Below are 21657 nucleotides of genomic sequence, written 5' to 3'. Positions count from 1 at the left end.
CGGCTCGTCGCGGCTCAGGGGCGGCCTTTACATGCCCGCGATCGTAGGAATTCAACACAATGAGGTGCTGAGCGAGTTCGCCAAGAGATTGAAGGCGAACGGAAAGGCTCCCAAGCAAGTTATCTGTGCAGTGATGCGCAAGATGTTGCACCTGATCTATGGCGTGCTTAAGAGCAACAAGCCATTCGACCCTGGAATTGCTTTGGCCGCTTGAAGGCTGATCGACCAGGACTTGGATGGCAAGGTTGTCGCTGCCGCGTGGGCTGCGGAGGCACCCGCCTGCCTGCTAGAAAGCAGCAGCGCTAACGCGCTGCTGGGGTTGCAGTCGGGACATCAAGACGATATCTACGGATTTTGTGTACGCCGACGATTGCCTGCTTTGCCGAGATCCCCTGTAGGAGCGCGCTTGCCCGCGAACGCGGTGGGTCAGTCGACATCTCCGTTTCAGACCCACCGCGTTCGTCCGATCGCGGCCCGCAGCAAGCCGGTTCCCACAGACCACTCGGCAGACCGGGGACGCCCGCAGCCTATCCCTCACAGAACAACAAGTCAGTGACCCCGATCAAGCACTCACACGCGCCTCGGTTTCCAGGCGGTTGATCGCCTTCTCCAATTCGTCCAGTGCCTTGTCGCTGTCCGCCGATTCTTGCTTGAGCAGGGTTTCACTGCGCTGACACGCCGCGCGCAGTTGCGGGACGCCGCAGTAGCGGGTCGCGCCGTGAAGGCGGTGGACGCGTTCGATCAGCGCGACGTTGTCCCTGGCCTCACGGGCAGTGAGGATGGCTTCGCGGTCAGTGGCGAGGGAGGCCAGCAGCATCGCCAGCATGTCCGCCGCCAGATCGGCTTTGCCCGCCGCCAGCCGCAGCCCTTCTTCGTGATCAAGCACTTGCAGGTTGATGCCACCCTGGGCGATCTCGATCTGCCGCTCCGGCGCCTGATTGCGAAGCGCCAGCCCGGTCCATTTCAGCACCACTTGCGCCAGTTGGCGTTCGCTGATCGGCTTGGTCAGGTAATCGTCCATGCCGCTCTGAAGCAGCGCGCGTTTTTCATTGGCCATGGCGTGGGCGGTGAGGGCAACGATCGGCAGCGACGTGGCCTGACGCTCGCTCTCCCAACTGCGAATAGCTTCCGTCGCCTGACGCCCGTCCATGCCCGGCATCTGCACGTCCATCAGCACCAGATCGAAGGGTTCATCCTGCACCGCTTGCACCGCCGCATAACCACTGTCGACGGCCTTGACCTTGGCGCCCATGTCTTCGAGCAAGGTCTGCACCAGCAGGAGATTGGCCGGGTTGTCGTCCACGCAGAGAATGCGCGGCGGCCGGCTCGACAGCGGCTCCGGTACCTCGTTGCGCAACTGCTTGGGCTGAATCAATTCCGACAGCGCGCGGCGCAATTTGCGCGTACACGCCGGCTTGGCCTGCAACTGGTTATAGGCGTCAGGCACGGAAAACTGATACAGCGCCTGTTCGGTGGTCGGGCACAGCACCAACACTTTGCAGTTGAGGTTTTCCAGGTCCCAGATTTGCTGGCGCAGGCGCTCGGGCGGCAACTCGTGGGCGGTGACGCCGAGCACGGCCATGTCGATGGCGTGGGGCGTCTGATGCACCACCGTCACGCCATTGATGAGGTTTTCCAGGTTGTTGAAGACCATCGGCAGCAGGCCGCAGTCTTCCAGTTGATGTTCCAGCGCCTGGCGCGACAGATCGTGATGCTCCAGCACCGCCACGCGACGGCCCAGCAGCGGCGGGGCGGGCAGGTCTTCGAGGTCGTCGCGGGTTTTCGGCAGCGTCAGGCTGATCCAGAATTCCGAACCTTCCCCTGGGGTGCTCTCGACGCCGATCTCCCCGCCCATCTGCTCGACCAGCCGCTTGGAAATCACCAGCCCCAGCCCGGTGCCGCCGGAGTGCCGCGACAGTGAATTGTCCGCCTGGCTGAACGCCTGAAACAGCGCGCGCACGTCCTGGCTGGACAGGCCGATGCCGGTGTCCTGCACGCTGATGCGCAACTGCACCGTGGTGTCGTGTTCCTCCTCCAACATCGCCCGCGCCACGATGGTGCCCTCGCGGGTGAACTTGATGGCGTTGCTGACGAGGTTGGTCAAAATCTGTCGCAGACGCAGCGGATCGCCCACCAGCGACAGCGGCGTGTCGCGGTAGACCAGGCTCACCAGCTCCAGTTGTTTGGCGTGGGCGGCGGGGGCGAGGATGGTCAGGGTGTCCTGCAACAGGTCGCGCAGGTTGAACGGGATCGCGTCGAGGACCAGCTTTCCGGCTTCGATCTTCGAGAAATCCAGAATCTCGTTGATGATGCTCAACAGGTTGTCGGCGGATTTCTCGATGGTGCCCAGGTAATCGTACTGACGCGGGGTCAGTTCGCTTTTCTGCAACAGGTGGGTGAAACCGAGAATGCCGTTGAGCGGCGTGCGGATTTCATGGCTCATGTTCGCCAGGAACTCGGACTTGATCCGGCTGGCTTCCAGGGCTTCCTTGCGCGCCAGGTCCAGCTCGATGTTCTGGATCTCGATGGTTTCCAGGTTCTGGCGCACGTCTTCCGTGGCCTGCTCGATGCTGTGCTGCAATTCTTCCTGGGCGTTCTGCAGCGTCGCCGCCATGCGGTTGATGCCCGAACCCAGTTCGTCCAGTTCGTAACTGCCCATGGGCGGCAATCGCGCTTCCAGGTTGCCGTCCTTGAGCTGGGCGACGACGTGTTTGATCTGGGTGATCGGGCCGTTGATGGTGCGGCTCATGCGCAGGGCCAGCATGGCGGTCAGGCCGAGGCCGATGACAATCAGGATGAGGCTGGCGAACAGGCTGCGATAACCGCGCAGCAGGGTGCCGTTGTGCGACAGCTCCAACTCGACCCAACCGAGCAGGCGATCGGCTTCGGCGGGGACCACATCGCCGGTCAGATGACGGCTGCGCCCGAACACCGGCATCAGGTAGCGGGTGGCGTCGTTTTCCGAGCGCTGCAGCATGTGCGTGCTGTTGCCGACGGGGGCTTGGTTGATCATGCTCGGCCCGGCGTGGGCCAGCATCGCGCGGTCGGCATCAAGGAACGACACCGCGCGCACGTCGGCCTGTTCCAGCACTTGTCCGGCGATGCGTTCGAGCATGGCCTGATCACCGCTGGCCAGCGCGCCGGCGGACAGCGGCGCCAGCTCGTTGGCAATCATCTCGCCACGCTTGAGCAACTGGGTCTGCAACTCGCTGAGCTGCATCCAGGTGAAATAACCGCCGAGCAACGCCGCCATCAGGCACGCCGGCAGCAAGGTCAGCAGCATGACGCGGCCTTTGATGCCCACTTTTTTCAGCACACTTGTTCTCCAACAACCCGGCAAGAATTCAGGCAACCGCTGCGCCAATGCAGCGTGTGACGCGCAACCACTGCGCAGTGTAGTCATTTGCGCTTCGTGCACACAGTGCGACCGACGCGTGCACAGCTGATGGAACTGGACACTCCCCTCGTAGGACCGGCTTTAGCCGGGAAGGCATTGGAGGTCATGCCGCGAAATTTGATGGTGCCCAACCGGGCCTCTTCCCGGCTGAAGCCGGTCCTACTAAAGAACGCATCGCCGGCAGGCCAGCATTGCTCCGCCGCGCGCAATCTTGAATAATCCGCGTCTTGAGAATCAGTCGCAGACGCCAATGACTCCCGCCAGCATCCACCGCCCCCACATACTCGCCATCGAGGACGATGTCGTGCTCGGCGCATTCGTTCACGATCAGCTCGATCGCTGCGGGTTTCAGGTGACCTGGTGTCAGAACGGCGTCGAAGGGCTGGCCTGCGCGCAACGCGAACCCTTCGATGTCGTGTTGATGGACATTCTGCTGCCGGGCATGAACGGCCTCGACATCCTTACCCACCTGCGCCGCCGCCACACCGTGCCGATCATCCTCATGTCCGCCCTGGGCGCCGAGGCCGACCGAATCACCGGCTTCCAGAACGGCGCCGACGACTACCTGCCCAAACCCTTCAGCGTCGATGAGCTGCGGGTGCGCATTGAGGCGATCCTGCGCAGGGTCGAGCTGGAACGACGCTTTCACGCCCTGGCAGCGACCGAGCCCGAGGCCAGCGCCGAAACAGCCGACGAAGACGGCCTGACCTTTGACGAGCGCCGCTGCGACGTTTTCTTCGCAGGCACCCCGGCGCAATTGACCGGCAGCGAGTACCGCCTGCTGGAAACCCTGTGGCGCAACCCCGAAGACGTCCTCAGCAAGGCCTTCCTTTATCAGCACGTTTTGCAGCGCGGCTATTCCCGGCACGACCGCAGCCTGGATATGCACATCAGCCAGATTCGCCGCAAGCTCAAGGCCGTCGGCTATCAGGCGCGACAGCTGCGCACAGTTTGGGGCAAAGGCTACGTGCTGACCGCGGTGGCGGCGGATGCCTGAGGTGTTGAATGCCTGAATCACGCAAACGACTGCCCGGCCGGCATTCGCTGTTCTGGAAACTCGCCGTACTGCTGGTCGGCTTCTGCCTGCTGATGATCTGGCTCAGTTGGTATTGGGGCCGCTACATCGAGACCCGCAACGCCTATCTGAACGCTGAGGCCCATCAGGTGCTGAACCACTATGCGGCGCAGGCCGAGCGTGCGTGGAGCAAGGAAAGCCGGCGCGGCATCGACGAATGGCTGAAGCAGGTCCGTCAGCAGGAAACCGGCTGGGTCGGGGTCATCGGCAGCGATTTGCAATCACTCGCCAGTACGCCACTGACCCGCGAGCAGGCCCAGCGGTTGACGTTCATGCGCGGCATCGACTGGCCCATGAGCACGCGACAGAAGACCGTGCCCTGGCTGAAGATCGCCTTTCCCGGCCACCCTGACGCGGGCAGCCTGGTCATTGAACTGCCCGAGCGCTTCAAACCGGGGCGTTATGCGCTGATCGGGCAAATCCTCACCAACGGGCTGATTCCTGCGTTGTTCACCCTGTTGCTGTGCGTCGGGCTGTATCGCCTGCTGATTCGCCCGCTCAATCAACTGCGCGAACAGGCCAACGCATGGCGCGCCGATCGGCTGACCAGCAGGCTGTCGCCGCAAATGACCGAGCGCCGTGATGAGCTGGGTGAGCTGAACCGCGCCTTCGATCACATGGCCGCGCGCCTGCATTCGACGGTGCAGGTTCAGCAGCAGTTGCTGCGTGATCTCTCCCACGAACTGCGCACGCCTCTGAGTCGCCTGCGGGTAGCGTGCGACAGCGAGCAAACTTTGCCAGAGCTGCGCGAGCGATTGAGCCGGGAGGTGGATGGCATGCGCCGTCTGGTGGATGACACTCTGCAGCTGGCCTGGCTCGACACCGAGCGGGAAAAACTGCCCGGCGAGGACATTCAGGTGGTGGCGCTGTGGGAGATGCTGGTGGATGACGCCTGTTTCGAAACCTGCTGGCCGTCACGTCAGTTGCGCTGCGATCTGGACAGCGAGTGCTGGGTCAGTGGCCATCTCAACACCCTGGCCCAGGCGCTGGAAAATATCCTGCGCAACGCCATCCGCCACTCGCCACCCAAGGGCATCGTGCGCCTTGACGGTCGCCGGGAAGGGGACGACTGGCTGTTGTGGCTGGAAGATCAGGGCGGCGGGATTGATGAGGACGATCTCGAGCGCATATTTGCGCCGTTCATTCGCCTGGACGGCGCCCGCCCCGGCGACGGTGGTTTCGGCCTGGGCCTGAGCATCGCGCGCAACTCCCTGCGGCTGCAGGGCGGGGACTTGTGGGCGGAGAACACCGGGCAAGGGTTGAAGATGATCATGCGGTTGCCGGCGAGGCAGGCCTGATGTCGCGGTTGGATCTGGTCACCAACCCGAATTGTAGGAGTGAGCTTGCTCGCGATGCGGAATGTCTGTGAGCTAAATGTTGCCGGCCTGAATGCAATCGCGAGCAAGCTCACTCCTACAGGGGGCAGTACCCGGCCCAGACAAGCCCAAGGACACCCCTTATTCCATTCAGCGATAACCACCTCACTTTGCGTGATATGGGCTGGCAGCGATTGCCGGTATGATGGGCGACCTCCGCACGTCTGGATCGCGAACACGCCATGACCCTGCAGTATCAAACCATCGCCGATTGCGTCGGCAACACCCCGCTGGTGCGTCTGCAACGCATGGCCGGGAACACCAGCAACACGTTGCTGCTCAAGCTCGAAGGCAATAACCCGGCCGGTTCCGTGAAGGACCGCCCGGCGCTGTCGATGATTACCCGTGCCGAAGAGCGCGGGCAGATCCACCCCGGCGACACCCTGATCGAAGCCACCTCCGGCAACACCGGTATCGCCCTGGCCATGGCCGCGGCGATCAAGGGCTATCGCATGATTCTCATCATGCCGGACAACTCCAGCGCCGAGCGCAAGGCAGCCATGACCGCCTATGGCGCCGAGCTGATTCTGGTCAGTAAGGAAGAGGGCATGGAAGGCGCCCGTGACATGGCCGAGCGCATGCAGGCCCAAGGCCACGGCAAAGTCCTCGACCAGTTCGCCAATGGCGACAATCCCCAGGCCCATTACGTCGGCACCGGCCCGGAAATCTGGCGGCAGACCGGCGGCACCGTCACCCATTTCATCAGTTCCATGGGCACCACCGGCACCATCATGGGCACCTCGCGTTTCCTCAAGGAACAGAACCCGAACATCCAGATCGTCGGCCTCCAGCCTATGGACGGCGCTTCGATCCCGGGCATTCGCCGCTGGCCTCAGGAATACCTGCCGAGCATTTATCAAGCCGACCGCGTCGATCGGATTCTGGACATGGGCCAGGCCGAAGCCGAGGACGTCATGCGTCGTCTGGCGCGGGAAGAAGGTATTTTCTGTGGCGTGTCGTCGGGCGGCTCGGTGGCCGGGATGCTCCGGCTGTCCCAAGAAGTCGAGAACGCGGTGATGGTCGCGATCATTTGTGACCGCGGCGACCGTTACCTGTCGACCGGTGTCTACGATGCGCCCAACTGATGGCCAAGCGTGATGCAGGCCTGCGTTTCCAGCCCAGCGGCGGCACCCGGACCCCGCAGGTCCCCACCGGTAAAAAACAACGCCTGACCATCGAGCGGCTGGCCAACGACGGTCGCGGCATCGGTTTCGTCGACGGCCGTACCTGGTTTGTCATGGGCAGTCTGGCCGGCGAAGAGGTCGAGGCCCGCGTACTCAATGCCCACGGCAAAGTGGTCGAAGCCCGTACCGAGCGCGTGTTCCAGGCCAGCCCCATGCGCCGCCCGGCCGCGTGCCCGCATTTCGGCCGTTGCGGCGGTTGCAGCACCCAGCAAATGCCCCACACCGAACAGCTCGCCCTGAAACAGAGCATGCTCGCCGAGCAATTGAGCCGCATCGCCGGGGTCGAGCCGGAGGAATGGGCCGCGCCCCTGACCGGCGATGAATACGCCTACCGCCGCCGCGCCCGCGTTGCCGTGCGCTGGGACGTGCGGGCCAAACGCCTGGACGTCGGATTCCGCGCCGCAGCGAGTCAGGACATCATCGCCATCGAACAATGCCCGGTGCTGGTACAGGCCTTGCAACCGATCATGATGGCGTTGGCGCCCATGCTTCGTCGCCTGAGCAAACCTCAGGCGCTGGGGCATGTCGAGCTGTTCAGCGGTTCGGCCATTGCCGTGCTGCTGCGGCACACCGCGCCGTTGCCTGAAAGTGATCTGGCAATCCTCAAGGGATTTTGCGAAACCCATGACGCGCAGCTGTGGTTGCACGGCGAAGGCGAGCCACAACCGGTCGACCCCTCCGCGCAACTGGGCTACCGCCTGGAGCCGTGGAATCTGTCCCTGGCGTATCGCCCTGGCGACTTCGTGCAGGTCAATGATCAGGTCAACACCGCGATGATCCAGCAGGCCCTGGCCTGGCTCGCGCCGGGCAAGGACGAACGAGTGCTGGACTTGTTCTGCGGGCTTGGTAACTTCGCCCTACCGCTGGCGCAAATGACGCGCGAGGTGGTGGCAGTGGAGGGCGTCGAGGCCATGGTTCAGCGTGCGACGGCCAATGCCGCCGGCAACGGTTTAAGCAACGTGACGTTTTATCAGGCCGATCTTTCGCAGCCACTGGACAAGGCGGCCTGGGTGGCGGAAGGTTTCGCCGCAGTGCTGCTCGATCCGCCGCGTGACGGTGCGTTCGAAGCAGTGGGCAAGCTCACGTCGCTGGGCGCTCAGCGCGTCCTTTATGTGTCGTGCAATCCGGCAACGCTGGCGCGCGACACGGTTGAATTGATCAAGCAGGGCTACCGTTTAAAACGTGCCGGAATCCTCGATATGTTCCCGCAGACAGCGCATGTCGAGGCGATGGCGTTATTTGAAGCGAGCAAGTGAGGCGGCGGCTCAGGAAATGCCGATGCCTTACACGGAGTCTCGTTTAATCCGACTGGCCCGCGCGTACACGCCTTTGCATGGCCCGCAAGGTGCACGCGCTCAAGAAGGCCGGCGACTGATGGCGCATTTCATCGCGCCGTAGGGAAGGTAAGCAACATGGTACAGGTGAGACCACACCAGCCGATCAACACAGACGGCAGTATCAACCTCGACGCGTGGCTGGATCACGTGGTCAGCGTCGACCTCGCAGTGGACCGACAGGCTCTCAAAGAGGCCTGTGAATTTGCCCGGCACGCCGAGCAACAGGACAACGCCGCCAAGAACCTCTGGGCGGAGGGCACGTCGAGTTTTCAGACGGGCCTGGAGATCGCTGAAATCCTGGCCGACCTCAAGCTCGACCAGGATTCCCTCGTTGCCGCCGTGATTTACCGCGGCGTGCGCGAAGGCAAGATCTCGCTGCCCGACGTCAACCAGCGCTTCGGCCCCACCGTCGCCAAGCTTATCGACGGCGTGCTGCGCATGGCGGCGATCAGCGCCAGTCTCAGCCCGCGTCAATCGCTGGTGCTCGGCACTCAGGCCCAGGTCGAAAACCTGCGCAAAATGCTGGTGGCCATGGTCGACGACGTGCGTGTCGCCCTGATCAAGCTGGCCGAACGGACGTGCGCTATCCGGGCGGTGAAGAACACCGACGATGAAAAGCGCAACCGCGTCGCCCGGGAAGTCTTCGACATCTACGCGCCGCTGGCCCACCGGCTGGGCATCGGTCATATCAAATGGGAGCTGGAGGACCTGTCTTTCCGTTACCTGGAGCCCGAGCAGTACAAGCAGATCGCCAAGCTGCTGCACGAGCGTCGCCTTGATCGCGAGCGTTTCATCACCGACGTGATGTCCCAGCTTGAGAACGAGCTGCTGGCCACCGGCGTCAAAGCCGACATCAGCGGCCGGGCCAAGCACATCTACTCGATCTGGCGAAAAATGCAGCGCAAAGGCCTGGAATTCAGCCAGATCTACGACGTTCGCGCCGTTCGCGTGCTGGTGCCGGAGATGCGCGATTGCTACACCGCCCTCGGCATCGTCCACACCCTGTGGCGGCACATTCCCAAGGAATTCGACGACTACATCGCCAACCCCAAGGAAAACGGCTATCGCTCGCTGCACACGGCGGTGATCGGTCCGGAAGGCAAGGTGCTGGAAGTGCAGATCCGCACCCACGCCATGCACGAAGAAGCCGAGCTCGGCGTCTGCGCGCACTGGAAGTACAAAGGCACCGACGTCAAATCCGGCTCCAATCACTACGAAGAGAAAATCTCCTGGCTGCGTCAGGTCCTTGAGTGGCATGAGGAGCTGGGCGACATCGGCGGGCTGGCGGAACAGCTGCGCGTCGACATCGAGCCCGACCGCGTCTACGTGTTCACCCCGGACGGTCACGCGATCGACCTGCCCAAGGGTGCGACGCCGCTGGACTTCGCCTACCGCGTGCACACCGAGATCGGCCACAACTGCCGTGGCGCGAAGATCAACGGCCGCATCGTCCCGCTCAACTACAGCCTGCAGACCGGCGAGCAGGTCGAGATCATCACCAGCAAGCACGGCACGCCGAGCCGCGACTGGCTGAACTCGAACCTGGGTTACATCACCACGTCCCGGGCGCGGGCGAAGATCGTGCACTGGTTCAAGCTGCAGGCGCGCGACCAGAACGTCGCCGCCGGCAAGGTGCTGCTGGAGCGCGAGCTGGCGCGTCTGGCACTGCCCCAGGTGGATTTCGACAAGTTGGCCGAGAAGGCCAACATGAAGACCGCCGAAGACATGTTCGCGGCCCTCGGTGCCGGGGACCTGCGCATTGCGCAGCTGGTCAATCTGGCTCAGCAACTGGTCGAGCCGGAGCGGGGCAACGAGCAGCTGGAGCTGATTCCACGCAAGGCTACGGGCTACAAACCGGGCAAGCGCGGGGACATTCAGATCCAGGGCGTCGGCAACCTGATGACCCAGATGGCCGGCTGCTGCCAGCCGCTGCCGGGCGATGCGATCGTCGGTTACATCACCCAGGGCCGCGGCGTGAGCATTCACCGTCAGGACTGCGCCTCGGTGCTGCAACTGGGCGGGCGCGAACCCGAGCGGATCATTCAGGTCAGCTGGGGCCCGGTGCCGGTGCTCACCTACCCGGTGGACATCATCATCCGCGCCTACGACCGCTCGGGCTTGCTGCGCGACGTTTCGCAGATCCTGCTCAACGAGCGCATCAACGTGCTGGCGGTCAACACCCGCTCGAACAAGGAAGACAACACTGCGCTGATGTCGCTGACCATCGAGATCCCGGGCCTGGACGCGCTGGGTCGTCTTCTGGGGCGCATCTCGCAACTGCCGAACATCATCGAAACGCGGCGTAACAGAACGCCTTGATTTTACGGCGGTTGATCGTTCCCACGCTCTGCGTGGGAACGCAGTCCGTGACGCTCCGCGTCACTCGTGGGACGCAGAGCGTCCAGGCGGGCATTCCCACGCAGAGCGTGGGAACGATCAGCATCAAGCCGTACGCGGATAACTTGAAGCTTGTGGCTTGTCGCTTACAGCTGTGAACGAAGAGAGACCCCCATGTACAGCCTCCAAGACCTCCTAACGCTCATGGCCCGTCTGCGCGATCCGCAATTCGGTTGCCCGTGGGACGTGAAGCAGAATTACGCGAGCATCGTGCCGCACACCCTCGAAGAAGCCTACGAAGTGGCCGACGCCATCGAGCGTGGCGACTTTGATGACCTGCGCGGTGAGCTTGGCGATCTGCTGTTTCAAGTGGTGTATTACTGCCAGCTGGCCCGGGAAGAAGGCCGTTTCGAGTTCGACGGCGTGGTCGACGGCATCACCCGCAAACTGATTCGCCGTCATCCCCACGTGTTCCCGACCGGCGATCTGTACGCGCCGCTGGAAACGCCGCGTCTCAGCGAAGAGCAGGTCAAGCATCGGTGGGAACAGATCAAGGCCGAGGAGCGCGCCGAAAAGGCCAGCGCGCCGGAGCAGCTTTCCCTGCTCGACGATGTGCCAAATGTACTGCCGGCGTTGTCTCGAGCGGCGAAATTGCAGAAGCGTGCGTCTCAGGTCGGGTTCGATTGGCCGGACGCGTTGCCGGTGGTCGATAACGTCCGTGAGGAACTCGACGAAGTCCTTGAAGCCATGGCTGATAATGACAGCGCGGCCATCACCGAAGAAGTCGGCGATCTGCTGTTTGCCGCCGTCAATCTGGCCCGACACCTCAAGGTCGATCCGGAAAATGCCCTGCGCGCCGCCAATGCCAAATTCGAGCGGCGCTTCAGATTTATTGAACAGGCCTTGCGCGACACCCGGCGCCCCATCGAAGATTGCAGCCTCGAAGAGATGGATGCGCTCTGGGGCGAAGCCAAGCGCCAGGAAAAGATCACGCCCAACTGCGGTTGAGTTGACTATTTAGAGAGAGAAGACAGATGGCGGGTATTTCCCTTCGTGACCAGTTGCTGAAAGCCGGCCTGGTCAATGAGAAACAGGCGAAGCAGGCCAGCAAGAGCAAGCAGAAGGAACAGCGTCTGGTGCACAAGGGCCAGGCGGTGGCGGATGACACCAGCCAGCGCGCTGCCCAGGAAGCGATGGCGGAGAAAGCCAAACGCGACCAGGAACTGAATCGTCAGCAGCAGGAAAAGATCGAGCAGAAAGCCCGTGCCGCCCAGGTCAAGCAGTTGATCGAAGCCACGCGCCTGCCGAAGCTGACCACCGAGGACTACTACAACTTCGTCGACGACAAGAAGGTCAAGCGCCTGTCGGTCAACGCCCTGATGCGCAGCAAGCTGAGCAGCGGTGCGCTGGCCATCGTGCACCACGGCGGTACTTACGAGGTGATCCCACGCGAAGCGGCCCTCAAGGTGCAGGAGCGCGACCCGCGCCGCATCGTCATGCTCAGCGCCCCGACCGAAGAGCCGGAGGGCGACGATCCGTACGCCGCCTACAAGATCCCGGATGATTTGATGTGGTAAGCGCCCGTCGCTCACTCAGCTAAAACAACAAAACCCGCCAAGAGGCGGGTTTTGTTTTGCTGCGATTCCGAAATTACGAATGACTGGCCTGCTGTTTTGCTTCTTGCTCAGCTAGCTCTGCTGCGTAACGCTGTGCGTCCGATTCGTAATGAAACATCCCTACCAGTTGGTCCTGTTGGCGAACATCCCAGATCTGGATGCCATCGGCGATGGATTCGTGGGAGATATGGGCGTCGTCGCGTTCAGTAACAGTTACGGTCATAGTGCAAACTCCTGACTCTTGGATATCTGCGGCAGGACGTCGCAGGCCTTCTTTATAGTTTTTGGTAGCCAGCTAAGTAAACGTGCACATCCGGCAACAGTTATTTACCGAATCCGTAACAGTGCGCTAAATGCTTGTATTCGAAGGGTGTGTGGCGTTTTGTCACACTCGGTTGAAGGCCATGAAGAATCTTTCATTTTGTCGTTCGCAGCCAGCGCGCTTGTTGGTCGGCACAAAACATCGCCACGCCGCAGATCAAATGTAGGAGCGAGGCTTGCCCCGCGATCTGTCGCGAAGCGGCAGCAAGCCCGGGGAAACGCGGTTCATCAGACAAACTCGGGTTGCTAGGTTTTACGACTGCTGCGCAGCCGATCGCGGGACAAGCCACGCTCCTAAGGCGTTCGAGGTGTAGCAGCAAACCTAGGCACGCCGCAGATCAAATGTAGGAGCGAGGCTTGTCCCGCGATCTGTCGCGAAGCGGCAGCAAACCCGGGGAAACGCGGTTCATCAGACAAAGTTGGGTTGCCAGATTGACGACTGCTGTGCAGCCGATCGCGGGACAAGCCACGCTCCTACGACGTTCGAGGTGTAGCAGCAAACCTAGGCACGCCGCAGTTCAAATGTAGGAGCGCGCTTGCCCGCGATCTGGCGCGAAGCGGCAGCAACCCGGGGAATGAGGTCCGTCAGATCAATGCTCGCCTGGCAATACTGGTTTTACGGCCAAAAAAACCCCGCCATGTAGGCGGGGTTCGATGTTGCGCGATGTAGGCGTGAATCAGCTGGCTGAATTAACTGCCCTTGACCGACTTACCGTTCACCGTGCCGTCCTGCAGCATGATGTTGTATTCCTTGCCGTCGGTTTCAACCTGTTGCAGGCGAACCAGCAGGTAGTCGTAGTCCTTGGCGAACCACATCACGGTGATGCGCTTGTTCTGCGTCGGATCACGCACGCGCTCGACCTTGATGGCGTCGACCGAACCCACTTTGGTCTCGACCTTTTCAGTACCCAGCACGCGGAAATCATAGGTATCGACTTCATCACCGTCGACCACCTGATACGACATGCTCTTCTTGCCTGCCGCTACGTCATGCTGCAGCGCGAGCTGGTAGGTGGACTTGTCGAGGACGCCGGCATTCAGCGGGATTTTCACCGCGTTGCCACGGTCCGAACCGGTGATGAACTTGGTTGGCCAGTCGAAGACCAGATCGACTGTCTTGCTCTTGCCCAGGCCGCCACGTTCGAAGTGGTAGGTCTGCGGCAGCAACTGCTCCTTGTCGACTTTGATCGTGCTGACTTCGGTCAGGCTGGCGATCATCATCGAGGCCTTGAAGCTCAGGGTCCAGGTGCCGTTGGCGTTCTTCTCGAGGCTGCGGCTGGCGCTGCCTCCGCTCATGGGCAGCTGTTTCCAGTCAGCGGTGTAGCTGGCGGAGAAAGGTTGAAGGTCGGCCGCGTTAACTGCGGGAAGTGCGAACAGAGCGAAAGCGAAGAGCAAAGCGCGACGCATAATATCTCCTAATGTCGGATCAAGTGGCCGCTGGGCCCTAAGGGCTGGCCGTCCAGTGAGGCGCCGTGTTCGTCGAGGGTCAATCGTCCTTCGGCGAACCAGCGAATGGCCAGGGGATAAATCAGGTGTTCCTGGGCGTGAACCCTTTGTGCCAGCGTGGCGGGCGTGTCGTGCAACTCTACAGAAACAACTGCCTGTACGACCAGAGGCCCCCCATCGAGTTCCTCCGTGACAAAGTGCACGCTGCAGCCATGTTCGGCATCGCCGGCGTCCAGCACGCGTTGATGGGTGTGCAGGCCTTTATACAGGGGAAGCAGGGAAGGGTGAATATTCAGCAGGCGGCCATGGTAGTGGCGGACGAACCCGGGCGTGAGGATGCGCATGAATCCGGCGAGCACCACCAGCGACGGCTGAAACGAATCGATGGCCTCGATCAGCGCGGCATCGAAGGCCTCGCGACCTTCGTAGCCGGTGTGGTCGAGCACGTGGGTGTCGATCCCCGCGCGGGCGGCACGCTCGAGCCCGAAGGCATCGGCGCGGTTGGAAATCACCGCACGGATGCGCGCAGGGCTCACGCTGTCCTGAAAGCTGTCGATCATCGCCTGCAGGTTACCGCCAGTGCCGGACAGCAGCACTACCACGTCACAGGGTTGGGGCATGTCAGGCATTAATGAGCCTTGACGTTCTTCAGCTCGACTTGTGCAGCGCCTTCGGCAGCGGTGCCGATCTGGCCTATCACCCACGGCTGCTCGCCAGCTTCACGCAGGGCATTGAGAGAGACTTCGACGTGTTCCTGCGCAACGCAGATGACCATGCCGACGCCGCAGTTCAGCACGCGGTGCATTTCATGCTCATCGACGTTGCCTTTCTCCTGCAGCCAGTCGAAGACCGCCGGACGTGTCCAGCTGGCCACATCAACGATGGCCTGAGCGCCTTCAGGCAGCACGCGAGGAATGTTGTCCAGCAGGCCGCCACCGGTGATGTGGGCCATGGCTTTTACCGCGCCGGTGTCTTTGATCAGCTTGAGCAGTTGTTTGACGTAAATGCGGGTCGGCGCCATCAGCAGTTCGGTCAGCGGCTTGCCGTCGAGCTGGATGGTGTCGATCTCGGCACCCGACACTTCGATGATCTTGCGGATCAGCGAGTAGCCGTTGGAGTGCGGGCCGGAAGACGGCAGGGCGATCAGCGCGTCACCGGCGGCCACTTTGGAGCCGTCGATGATGTCAGCTTTCTCCACGACGCCGACGCAGAAGCCGGCCAGGTCGTAGTCTTCACCTTCGTACATACCAGGCATTTCAGCAGTCTCGCCGCCGACCAGCGAGCAGCCGGCCAGTTCGCAGCCCGCGCCGATGCCGGTCACCACTTGAGCCGCGGTGTCGACATTGAGTTTGCCGGTGGCGTAGTAGTCGAGGAAGAACAGCGGCTCGGCGCCGCAAACCACCAGATCGTTGACGCACATGGCGACCAGATCGATGCCGATGGTGTCGTGTTTATTCAGGTTCAGTGCCAGACGCAGCTTGGTGCCGACGCCGTCGGTGCCGCTGACCAGTACAGGCTGCTTGTAGCCGGCCGGGATTTCGCACAGAGCGCCGAAGCCCCCGAGCCCGCCCATCACTTCCGGGCGCTTGGTGCGCTTGGCGACGCTCTTGATGCGTTCGACCAGCGCTTCACCGGCGTCGATGTCAACACCGGCGTCTTTGTAGCTCAGGGAGGGTTGCTTGCTCATGATCCAGGCCTTTAGGGGGGGATTCGGGGTAACGACCGAGTGGCAACGACGCGGGGGCCGTGTCCTCGCCGGTCTGCGAAGGCGCGCGATTTTATCAGGGTTGGGCGCAAGCGGCCATCCTTGGGCCGACGGGCAGGACATGGTGAAGAAAAAATAACCCGGTTTATCCCACCGCACCCGTTCGTCGCCAGGAGGATCCGGTGTAACGTTGGCGCCTGAGTGAGCGATTCGGGCGCGTCTGCGGTCAGAGTCGGGTCACTTGAGTTCATGCAGCTATTTATAGCGTTGCCTTTTTACCCAGCGGGAATCCTTCATGCGTCCACCTTCCTTCATGCGCCTAAAAAACTGCCTGTTCGTGGGTTGTCTCTCATTGATGAGTCTGCCAGCGCTCGCCGAGACGGTGAACACTCTTTATCAGGTGCGCGAACCCGTCAGCGGCCAGACCCCTGACGAGAAAACCCGCGCCACCCAGGCTGCGCTCGAAACCCTGGTCATCCGCCTGACCGGCGACCCCAAGGCGGTACAGAACGGCGGCCTTGCCGAGGTGCGCAAGGACCCTCAGCAAATCATCAGTCAGTACGGTTATGACGCCGGCCCGCCCGAAAGCCTGCAGGTCGATTTCGATCCGGCGAGCACCGAACGTGTCATGCGCCAGGCGGGTTTGTCGCTTTGGGGTTCCAACCGTCCGGTGATCATGGCCTGGTGGCTGAATGACGCCACTGACGGCGCCAATCTCGTCGGCGACGGTCAGGCCTCTGCCGAACCTTTGCGCCGCGCGGCTCAGCATCGCGGCCTGCCATTGCGTCTGCCACTGGCGGACCTGGGCGAGCAAGGCATCGGCAACGCCAAGACCCTCGACGGCAACAACGTCGGCCCGCTCAAAGAGGCTTCCGAGCGCTACGGTTCGGACGCGATTCTGGCGGTTCACGCGCAGGAAAACGGCGGCCAGTGGCAGGGCAAGTGGCACCTGTGGCTGGGCGACAAGATGGAGCAGGGCAGTGCCAGCGGCGCCAGCTCGGCGGAACTGGCAGACGCCGTGCTGTTGGCCGTGAGCCAGCGTCTGGCGCCACGCTTCGTGGTCAAGCCGGGTGCTTCGACGGGCATGGTGCTGGATGTGCAGGGCATGAATCTTGAGCGTTACGCGCTGCTGCTGCACCTGCTCGAACCGTTCGGTGGTCGCCTTAAATCAGCGGACGGTGATCGCATCGCTTTCGACGTCAGCGGCAGCCCCGATCAGTTGCGTTCGCAGCTCGCGCTGGCGAAATTGCAGGAAGTTCCAGCCAGTGAAATCGCCAGCGCGCCGGTTAACCCCGCGCCCGTTGCTGCGGACGGCACGCCGGCAGCACCGCAGCCGCCCGCTGTTTCTGACAGCGCATTGCACTTCCGTTGGTGAGCAGGTTCATAACGACGTTGCACGAAGCACATCATCCTGGGGAAAGAGGCAGTAATGACTGATACGCGTCGTTGGTTCTGGCTGGGCGGGGTTGTCCTGGTCTGTTTGTTCGTCTGGCTGCTGCATTCGATTCTGACGCCGTTCCTCGTGGCGCTGCTGCTGGCGTACATGGGCGACCCGCTGGCAGACCGGCTGGAAAAACTCAAGCTGTCACGCACCATGAGTGTGGTGACGGTGTTTCTGTTGTTCACCCTCATCTTTATGGGCTTGCTGCTGGTGCTGGTGCCGATGCTGGCCAAGCAGCTTTATCGGCTGTACGAACTGGCGCCGCAGATCCTCGACTGGCTGCAACACACTGCCATGCCGTGGGCGCAGGCCAAGCTCGGGCTGGCAGAAGGGTTCTGGAAGTTCGACAAGGTCAAGGCGGCGATCTCGGAGCACATGGGCCAGACCGGCGACATCGTCGGCATCGTCCTGTCCCAGGCCACCACCTCGACCCTGGCGCTGATCGGCTGGCTGACCAATCTGGTGCTGATCCCGGTGGTCTGCTTCTACCTGCTGCGTGACTGGGACGTGATGACCGCCAAGGTCCGCAGCCTGTTGCCGCGTCACCGCGAGAAGAAGATCGTCGCCCTGGCGGACGAGTGCCATGAAGTCCTGGGCGCGTTCATTCGTGGCCAGTTGCTGGTGATGGTCGCCCTGGGCGTGATTTACGCCGCCGGGCTGATGCTGGTCGGTCTGGAGCTGGGTCTGTTGATCGGCGTCATTGCCGGTCTGGCGGCCATCGTGCCGTACATGGGTTTCGTCATCGGCATCGGCTCGGCGATTCTGGCGGGCTTCTTCCAGTTCGGCGGCGACCTGTACCCGATGCTGGGCATCGTCGCGGTGTTCATGGTCGGTCAGGCGCTGGAAGGGATGGTGCTGACGCCGCTGTTGGTGGGCGACCGCATCGGCCTGCACCCGGTTGCAGTGATCTTCGCGATTCTGGCGGGCGGCGAGCTGTTCGGTTTCACCGGCATCCTGCTGGCGTTGCCGGTGGCTGCGGTGATCATGGTTTTGGTGCGCCATGTTCATGACCTGTACAAGGATTCGGACATCTACGGCGGCCTGGACGACCCGGATCTCTGATTCGCGGACGTAGAGCGCAGGTCAAGGATGGACCCTGACCCTGTAGCTGGCTTGCTGGCGAACCGGTTGATCATTTGCGTCGTGTTGCCTGACACGACGCTTTCGCCAGCAAGCCGGCTCCTGCGATCGGTTCATTTTTCCTCGTAATCCCCAGTCATACCAGTCACCTACGCAAGCCTTTGATTTTGCTGGCGGTCTGCCGCATTGTGCGGTCAGCCCTGCGGGTATAGACTTTGCGCACTTTTCACAGAGGCCCCTTGGCGGTTCGTCACGAACCGTTCAGCCAGCATGAAACCAGTTCAGCTGCCCCTGAGTGTGCGTCTGCGTGATGACGCCACCTTCATCAATTACTATCCAGGCGCCAATGCCGCTGCACTCGGCTATGTCGAGCGGCTGTGCGAAGCCGAGGCCGGCTGGACCGAAAGCCTCATTTATCTGTGGGGCAAGAACGGGGTAGGGCGCACGCACCTGTTGCAGGCCGCCTGCCTGCGATTCGAGCAGATGGGTGAACCGGCGGTTTACCTGCCGATGGCCGAGCTGCTGGATCAAGGCATCGGCCTGTTCGATCATCTGGAGCAATATGAACTGGTCTGCCTCGACGACCTGCAAGCGGTGGTCGGCAAGCCTGAGTGGGAAGAAGCGTTGTTCCACTTGTTCAATCGCCTGCGCGACAGCGGCCGACGCTTGCTCATCGCGGCGTCATGCTCACCCCGGGAGCTGCCGGTCAAACTGGCGGACCTGAAATCGCGCCTGACCATGGCGCTGGTGTTCCAGATGCGCCTGTTGTCCGACGAAGAAAAACTCCGCGCCCTGCAATTGCGCGCGTCGCGTCGAGGCCTGCACCTGACCGATGAAGTGGGGCATTTCATCCTTACCCGCGGCAAGCGCAGCATGAGCGCGCTGTTCGACCTGCTTGAACAACTCGACCAGGCATCGCTCCAGGCCCAGCGCAAGCTGACCATTCCCTTCCTGAAAGAAACCCTCGGTTGGTAAGCCCGCCCGTGGTCGATCCGGCCCTGGTCCTGCAAACCGCAGCGGCCTTGCGCCACGCCACGCGGATATTGATCATCACCGGTGCAGGGCTTTCGGCGGATTCGGGCCTGCCGACCTATCGCGGTGTCGGTGGGCTGTATAACGGCGAGACCGACGATGGTTTGCCCATCGAAATGGCGTTGTCTGGCCCGATGCTGCGTCGTGATCCTGCGCTGTGCTGGAAGTACATCGCACAATTGGGCAGCGCTTGCCTGGGCGGACGTCCCAATGCGGCGCACTACGCCATCGCTGAATTGCAGCGGCGCAAGCCGGAATGTTGGGTATTGACGCAAAATGTCGACGGCTATCATCGCGCGGCGGGAAGTCCGCCAGAACGGCTGATCGAGATCCACGGCCAACTGGCGCCGCTCTACTGTCAATCTTGTGGCGCCGAAGATCCGCAGCTGAGCGAGCATCTCAGTCGACCACTGCCACCCCTTTGCCCCAGCTGTAGTGGCGTTCTGAGGCCATTGGTGGTGTTATTTCAGGAGATGCTGCCGGAGTTGGCATTGAATGTGCTTCAGGAGGAGATGGCAAAAGGTTTTGACGCTGTGCTCAGCATCGGAACCACCGCCAGTTTCCCGTACATTCATGAGCCCATGCTGCGCGCTCGGGTGACGGGCGGCTTTACTGCCGAGATAAACCCTTCGCCGACCGATCATTCCGCGCACATGGATGCGTTTCTGAGGTGTAGAGCCTTAGAAGTGATGGACGACATCGTAAGTCACATTTGTTTCGATTGAATTTGCAAATGGGTACGATTGAAGGCATAGTCTCGGCTTCTTTACACTTCAGCCACGGTCGTGCACATGCTAAACCGCCTCGCACCCCTCGTGCCTCTCGCACTCGTTACGCTGTTGTTCGGCTGCGCGGCCCAGATGCCGACGTCGCAACAACAGTCGCAAAGCCCCCAGTTCCGGGACTCTGCCACCGCTCAATCCGCCAGCAAACGCGCCGACTACGCCTCTTCCGTTCTGGATGACGAAGTCGCCACTGAAGACGAACTCGCTCAATTTGCCGACAACAAGCCGTACCGCCTGCCGGTTCTGGCCGACAGCATCCTTGAACGCGGTAAATCCTTGATAGGCACTCGCTATCGCTTCGGCGGTACGTCGACCACCTCCGGCTTCGACTGCAGCGGTTTCATCGGCTATCTGTTCCGTGAAGAGGCCGGCATGAGCCTGCCGCGTTCTTCTCGCGAAATGATCAACATCGATGCCCCTCTCATCAAGCGCAATGACCTCAAGCCAGGCGATCTGCTGTTCTTCAGCACCGCCGGTCGCGGCCGCGTCAGCCATGCGGGCATCTACCTGGGCGATGACCAGTTCATCCATTCCAGCAGCCGTCGCAGTGGCGGTGTTCGTGTCGACAGCCTGGACGATGCCTACTGGTCCCGTACCTTCATCGAAGCCAAACGCGCGCTGGCAATGGCGCCTGCAACGGCATCGTCAACGGTACCTGCAACCACCACCGCGATGAGCTCGACTACAATCAAGCGCCAAACCCGTTAATTCCGGGCGCGCAAAGGGCCTGACCCTCTTGCGCGCAATCCCGGCTCTCGGCAAAGTAAGCTGCACCCCGCACAGGTTGTCGTGTTTATGTCGTTAACGGTTCGCCTGATCGTCGCCTCTCTGGCTGTGCTGCTGGCCGCTTGTTCCAGCACTCCACCGCCCGCTCCACGCAAGGTCGTCTACCGGCCTGTGGTTTCCGCTCCTCCCCAGTTTTCTTCACCGCTCGCCGACGACGTCCTGTTGCGCGCGATCGGTCTCGTTGGCACGCCTTATCGCTGGGGTGGCAACACGCCTGATTCGGGTTTCGATTGCAGTGGCCTGATCGGCTATGTCTATCACGACGCCGCGGGCATCACTTTGCCGCGATCGACGCGGGAGATGATCACCCTGCGTGGCCCCGACATCGACCGCAGCCAATTGCAGACCGGTGATCTGGTGTTCTTCGCCACCAGCGGTGGTTCCAACGTCAGCCATGCCGGCATCTACGTCGGGGAAGGGCGATTTGTCCATGCACCGGCCACCGGCGGCACGGTCAAGCTCGACAGCCTCGACAAGCCGTATTGGCAAAAAGCCTGGCTGAACGCCAAGCGCGTGATCCAGCCATCGAATCTGGCCAGGCAATAGCCGCTCCTGAGGCAATGTGTTCAAACGCTGTTGGCGAGCGAACACACGACCGGCGGCGCGAACCCCGTCAGCGCCAAACACACCCCTCTGAGCCGGCTTGCTGGCGAACCTGATTCGTCTCGCGCTGATGAGCTGACTGCGGACACCTTCGCCAGCAAGCCGATATCTACGGATCGTGTGTACGCCACAGACT

At 62.0% G+C, this 21657-nt stretch carries 18 protein-coding genes and 1 pseudogene; 14 read left to right on the top strand and 5 right to left on the bottom strand.

What is annotated here, in order from left to right:
- Positions 1-214: pseudogene (locus BMY98_RS16590) on the top strand (IS110 family transposase); the annotation flags it as partial.
- Positions 215-562: 348 nt separating this feature from the next.
- Here the strand turns inward: BMY98_RS16590 and BMY98_RS16585 are convergent.
- Positions 563-3316, bottom strand: coding sequence for a response regulator (locus tag BMY98_RS16585; protein WP_074890970.1), 2754 nt, complete (start codon positions 3314-3316; stop codon positions 563-565).
- A 331-nt stretch (positions 3317-3647) separates the two neighbouring features.
- Here BMY98_RS16585 and BMY98_RS16580 point away from each other — a divergent pair, with 331 nt between their 5' ends.
- From BMY98_RS16580 to BMY98_RS16550, 7 genes are all read left to right on the top strand, one after another.
- Positions 3648-4394 carry a response regulator transcription factor gene (locus tag BMY98_RS16580; RefSeq protein ID WP_074890969.1) on the top strand — a complete coding sequence of 249 codons (747 nt, stop codon included), beginning with the start codon at positions 3648-3650 and terminating at the stop codon, positions 4392-4394.
- A gap of 8 nt (positions 4395-4402) precedes the next feature.
- Positions 4403-5770: a sensor histidine kinase gene (locus tag BMY98_RS16575; RefSeq protein WP_074890967.1), complete on the top strand. Its 1368-nt coding sequence runs from the start codon at positions 4403-4405 to the stop codon at positions 5768-5770.
- A gap of 260 nt (positions 5771-6030) precedes the next feature.
- The gene (gene cysM, locus BMY98_RS16570) at positions 6031-6933 is read left to right on the top strand and encodes a cysteine synthase CysM (protein ID WP_074890966.1); all 903 of its coding nucleotides are present in this window, start codon (positions 6031-6033) and stop codon (positions 6931-6933) included.
- Positions 6933-8288, top strand: a complete 1356-nt coding sequence (gene rlmD, locus BMY98_RS16565; RefSeq protein WP_074890964.1) for a 23S rRNA (uracil(1939)-C(5))-methyltransferase RlmD — start codon at positions 6933-6935, stop codon at positions 8286-8288. The genes cysM and rlmD overlap by 1 nt, the downstream gene beginning before the upstream one ends.
- A 156-nt stretch (positions 8289-8444) precedes the next feature.
- Positions 8445-10688 carry a GTP diphosphokinase gene (gene relA / locus BMY98_RS16560; protein WP_074890963.1) on the top strand — a complete coding sequence of 748 codons (2244 nt, stop codon included), beginning with the start codon at positions 8445-8447 and terminating at the stop codon, positions 10686-10688.
- A 192-nt stretch (positions 10689-10880) separates the two neighbouring features.
- Positions 10881-11714, top strand: a complete 834-nt coding sequence (mazG, locus tag BMY98_RS16555; RefSeq protein ID WP_074890961.1) for a nucleoside triphosphate pyrophosphohydrolase — start codon at positions 10881-10883, stop codon at positions 11712-11714.
- Positions 11715-11740: 26 nt separating this feature from the next.
- Positions 11741-12283: a DUF2058 domain-containing protein gene (locus tag BMY98_RS16550; protein WP_074890960.1), complete on the top strand. Its 543-nt coding sequence runs from the start codon at positions 11741-11743 to the stop codon at positions 12281-12283.
- 73 nt (positions 12284-12356) lie between these two features.
- Here BMY98_RS16550 and BMY98_RS16545 read toward each other — a convergent pair whose 3' ends face one another.
- The 4 genes from BMY98_RS16545 to purM all read right to left on the bottom strand — a co-directional run bounded on the left by BMY98_RS16545 (position 12357) and on the right by purM (position 15776).
- Entirely contained in the window at positions 12357-12545 is a 189-nt protein-coding gene (locus BMY98_RS16545) for a hypothetical protein (RefSeq protein ID WP_074890958.1), read from the bottom strand.
- Positions 12546-13333: 788 nt separating this feature from the next.
- Complete coding sequence (locus BMY98_RS16540; RefSeq protein ID WP_074890956.1) at positions 13334-14050, bottom strand: DUF3108 domain-containing protein; 717 nt, start codon at positions 14048-14050, stop codon at positions 13334-13336.
- A gap of 8 nt (positions 14051-14058) precedes the next feature.
- Positions 14059-14709, bottom strand: a complete 651-nt coding sequence (gene purN / locus BMY98_RS16535; protein ID WP_074890982.1) for a phosphoribosylglycinamide formyltransferase — start codon at positions 14707-14709, stop codon at positions 14059-14061.
- A gap of 8 nt (positions 14710-14717) precedes the next feature.
- Complete coding sequence (gene purM, locus BMY98_RS16530; protein ID WP_074890955.1) at positions 14718-15776, bottom strand: phosphoribosylformylglycinamidine cyclo-ligase; 1059 nt, start codon at positions 15774-15776, stop codon at positions 14718-14720.
- A gap of 331 nt (positions 15777-16107) precedes the next feature.
- Between purM and BMY98_RS16525 the strand changes: the two genes are divergently transcribed.
- The 6 genes from BMY98_RS16525 to BMY98_RS16500 all read left to right on the top strand — a co-directional run bounded on the left by BMY98_RS16525 (position 16108) and on the right by BMY98_RS16500 (position 21464).
- On the top strand, positions 16108-17169 hold the full coding sequence (locus BMY98_RS16525; protein WP_074890980.1) for a DUF2066 domain-containing protein: 1062 nt from the start codon (positions 16108-16110) through the stop codon (positions 17167-17169).
- A 54-nt stretch (positions 17170-17223) separates the two neighbouring features.
- Positions 17224-18297, top strand: a complete 1074-nt coding sequence (locus BMY98_RS16520; protein WP_074890953.1) for an AI-2E family transporter — start codon at positions 17224-17226, stop codon at positions 18295-18297.
- Positions 18298-18585: 288 nt separating this feature from the next.
- Positions 18586-19290 carry a DnaA regulatory inactivator Hda gene (gene hda / locus BMY98_RS16515; RefSeq protein WP_074890952.1) on the top strand — a complete coding sequence of 235 codons (705 nt, stop codon included), beginning with the start codon at positions 18586-18588 and terminating at the stop codon, positions 19288-19290.
- Between the two features lie 8 nt (positions 19291-19298).
- On the top strand, positions 19299-20072 hold the full coding sequence (locus tag BMY98_RS16510) for an NAD-dependent deacylase (protein ID WP_074890978.1): 774 nt from the start codon (positions 19299-19301) through the stop codon (positions 20070-20072).
- Between the two features lie 66 nt (positions 20073-20138).
- A complete protein-coding gene (locus tag BMY98_RS16505; RefSeq protein WP_074890950.1) occupies positions 20139-20840 on the top strand; it encodes a C40 family peptidase in 702 nt (233 codons plus the stop codon).
- An 87-nt stretch (positions 20841-20927) separates the two neighbouring features.
- A complete protein-coding gene (locus tag BMY98_RS16500) occupies positions 20928-21464 on the top strand; it encodes a C40 family peptidase (protein WP_074890949.1) in 537 nt (178 codons plus the stop codon).
- Positions 21465-21657 lie beyond the last annotated feature (193 nt).

The organism is Pseudomonas graminis, from assembly GCF_900111735.1.
GTDB classification, from domain to species: Bacteria; Pseudomonadota; Gammaproteobacteria; order Pseudomonadales; family Pseudomonadaceae; genus Aquipseudomonas; species Aquipseudomonas graminis.
This window is presented reverse-complemented; position numbering and strand designations above follow the sequence as displayed.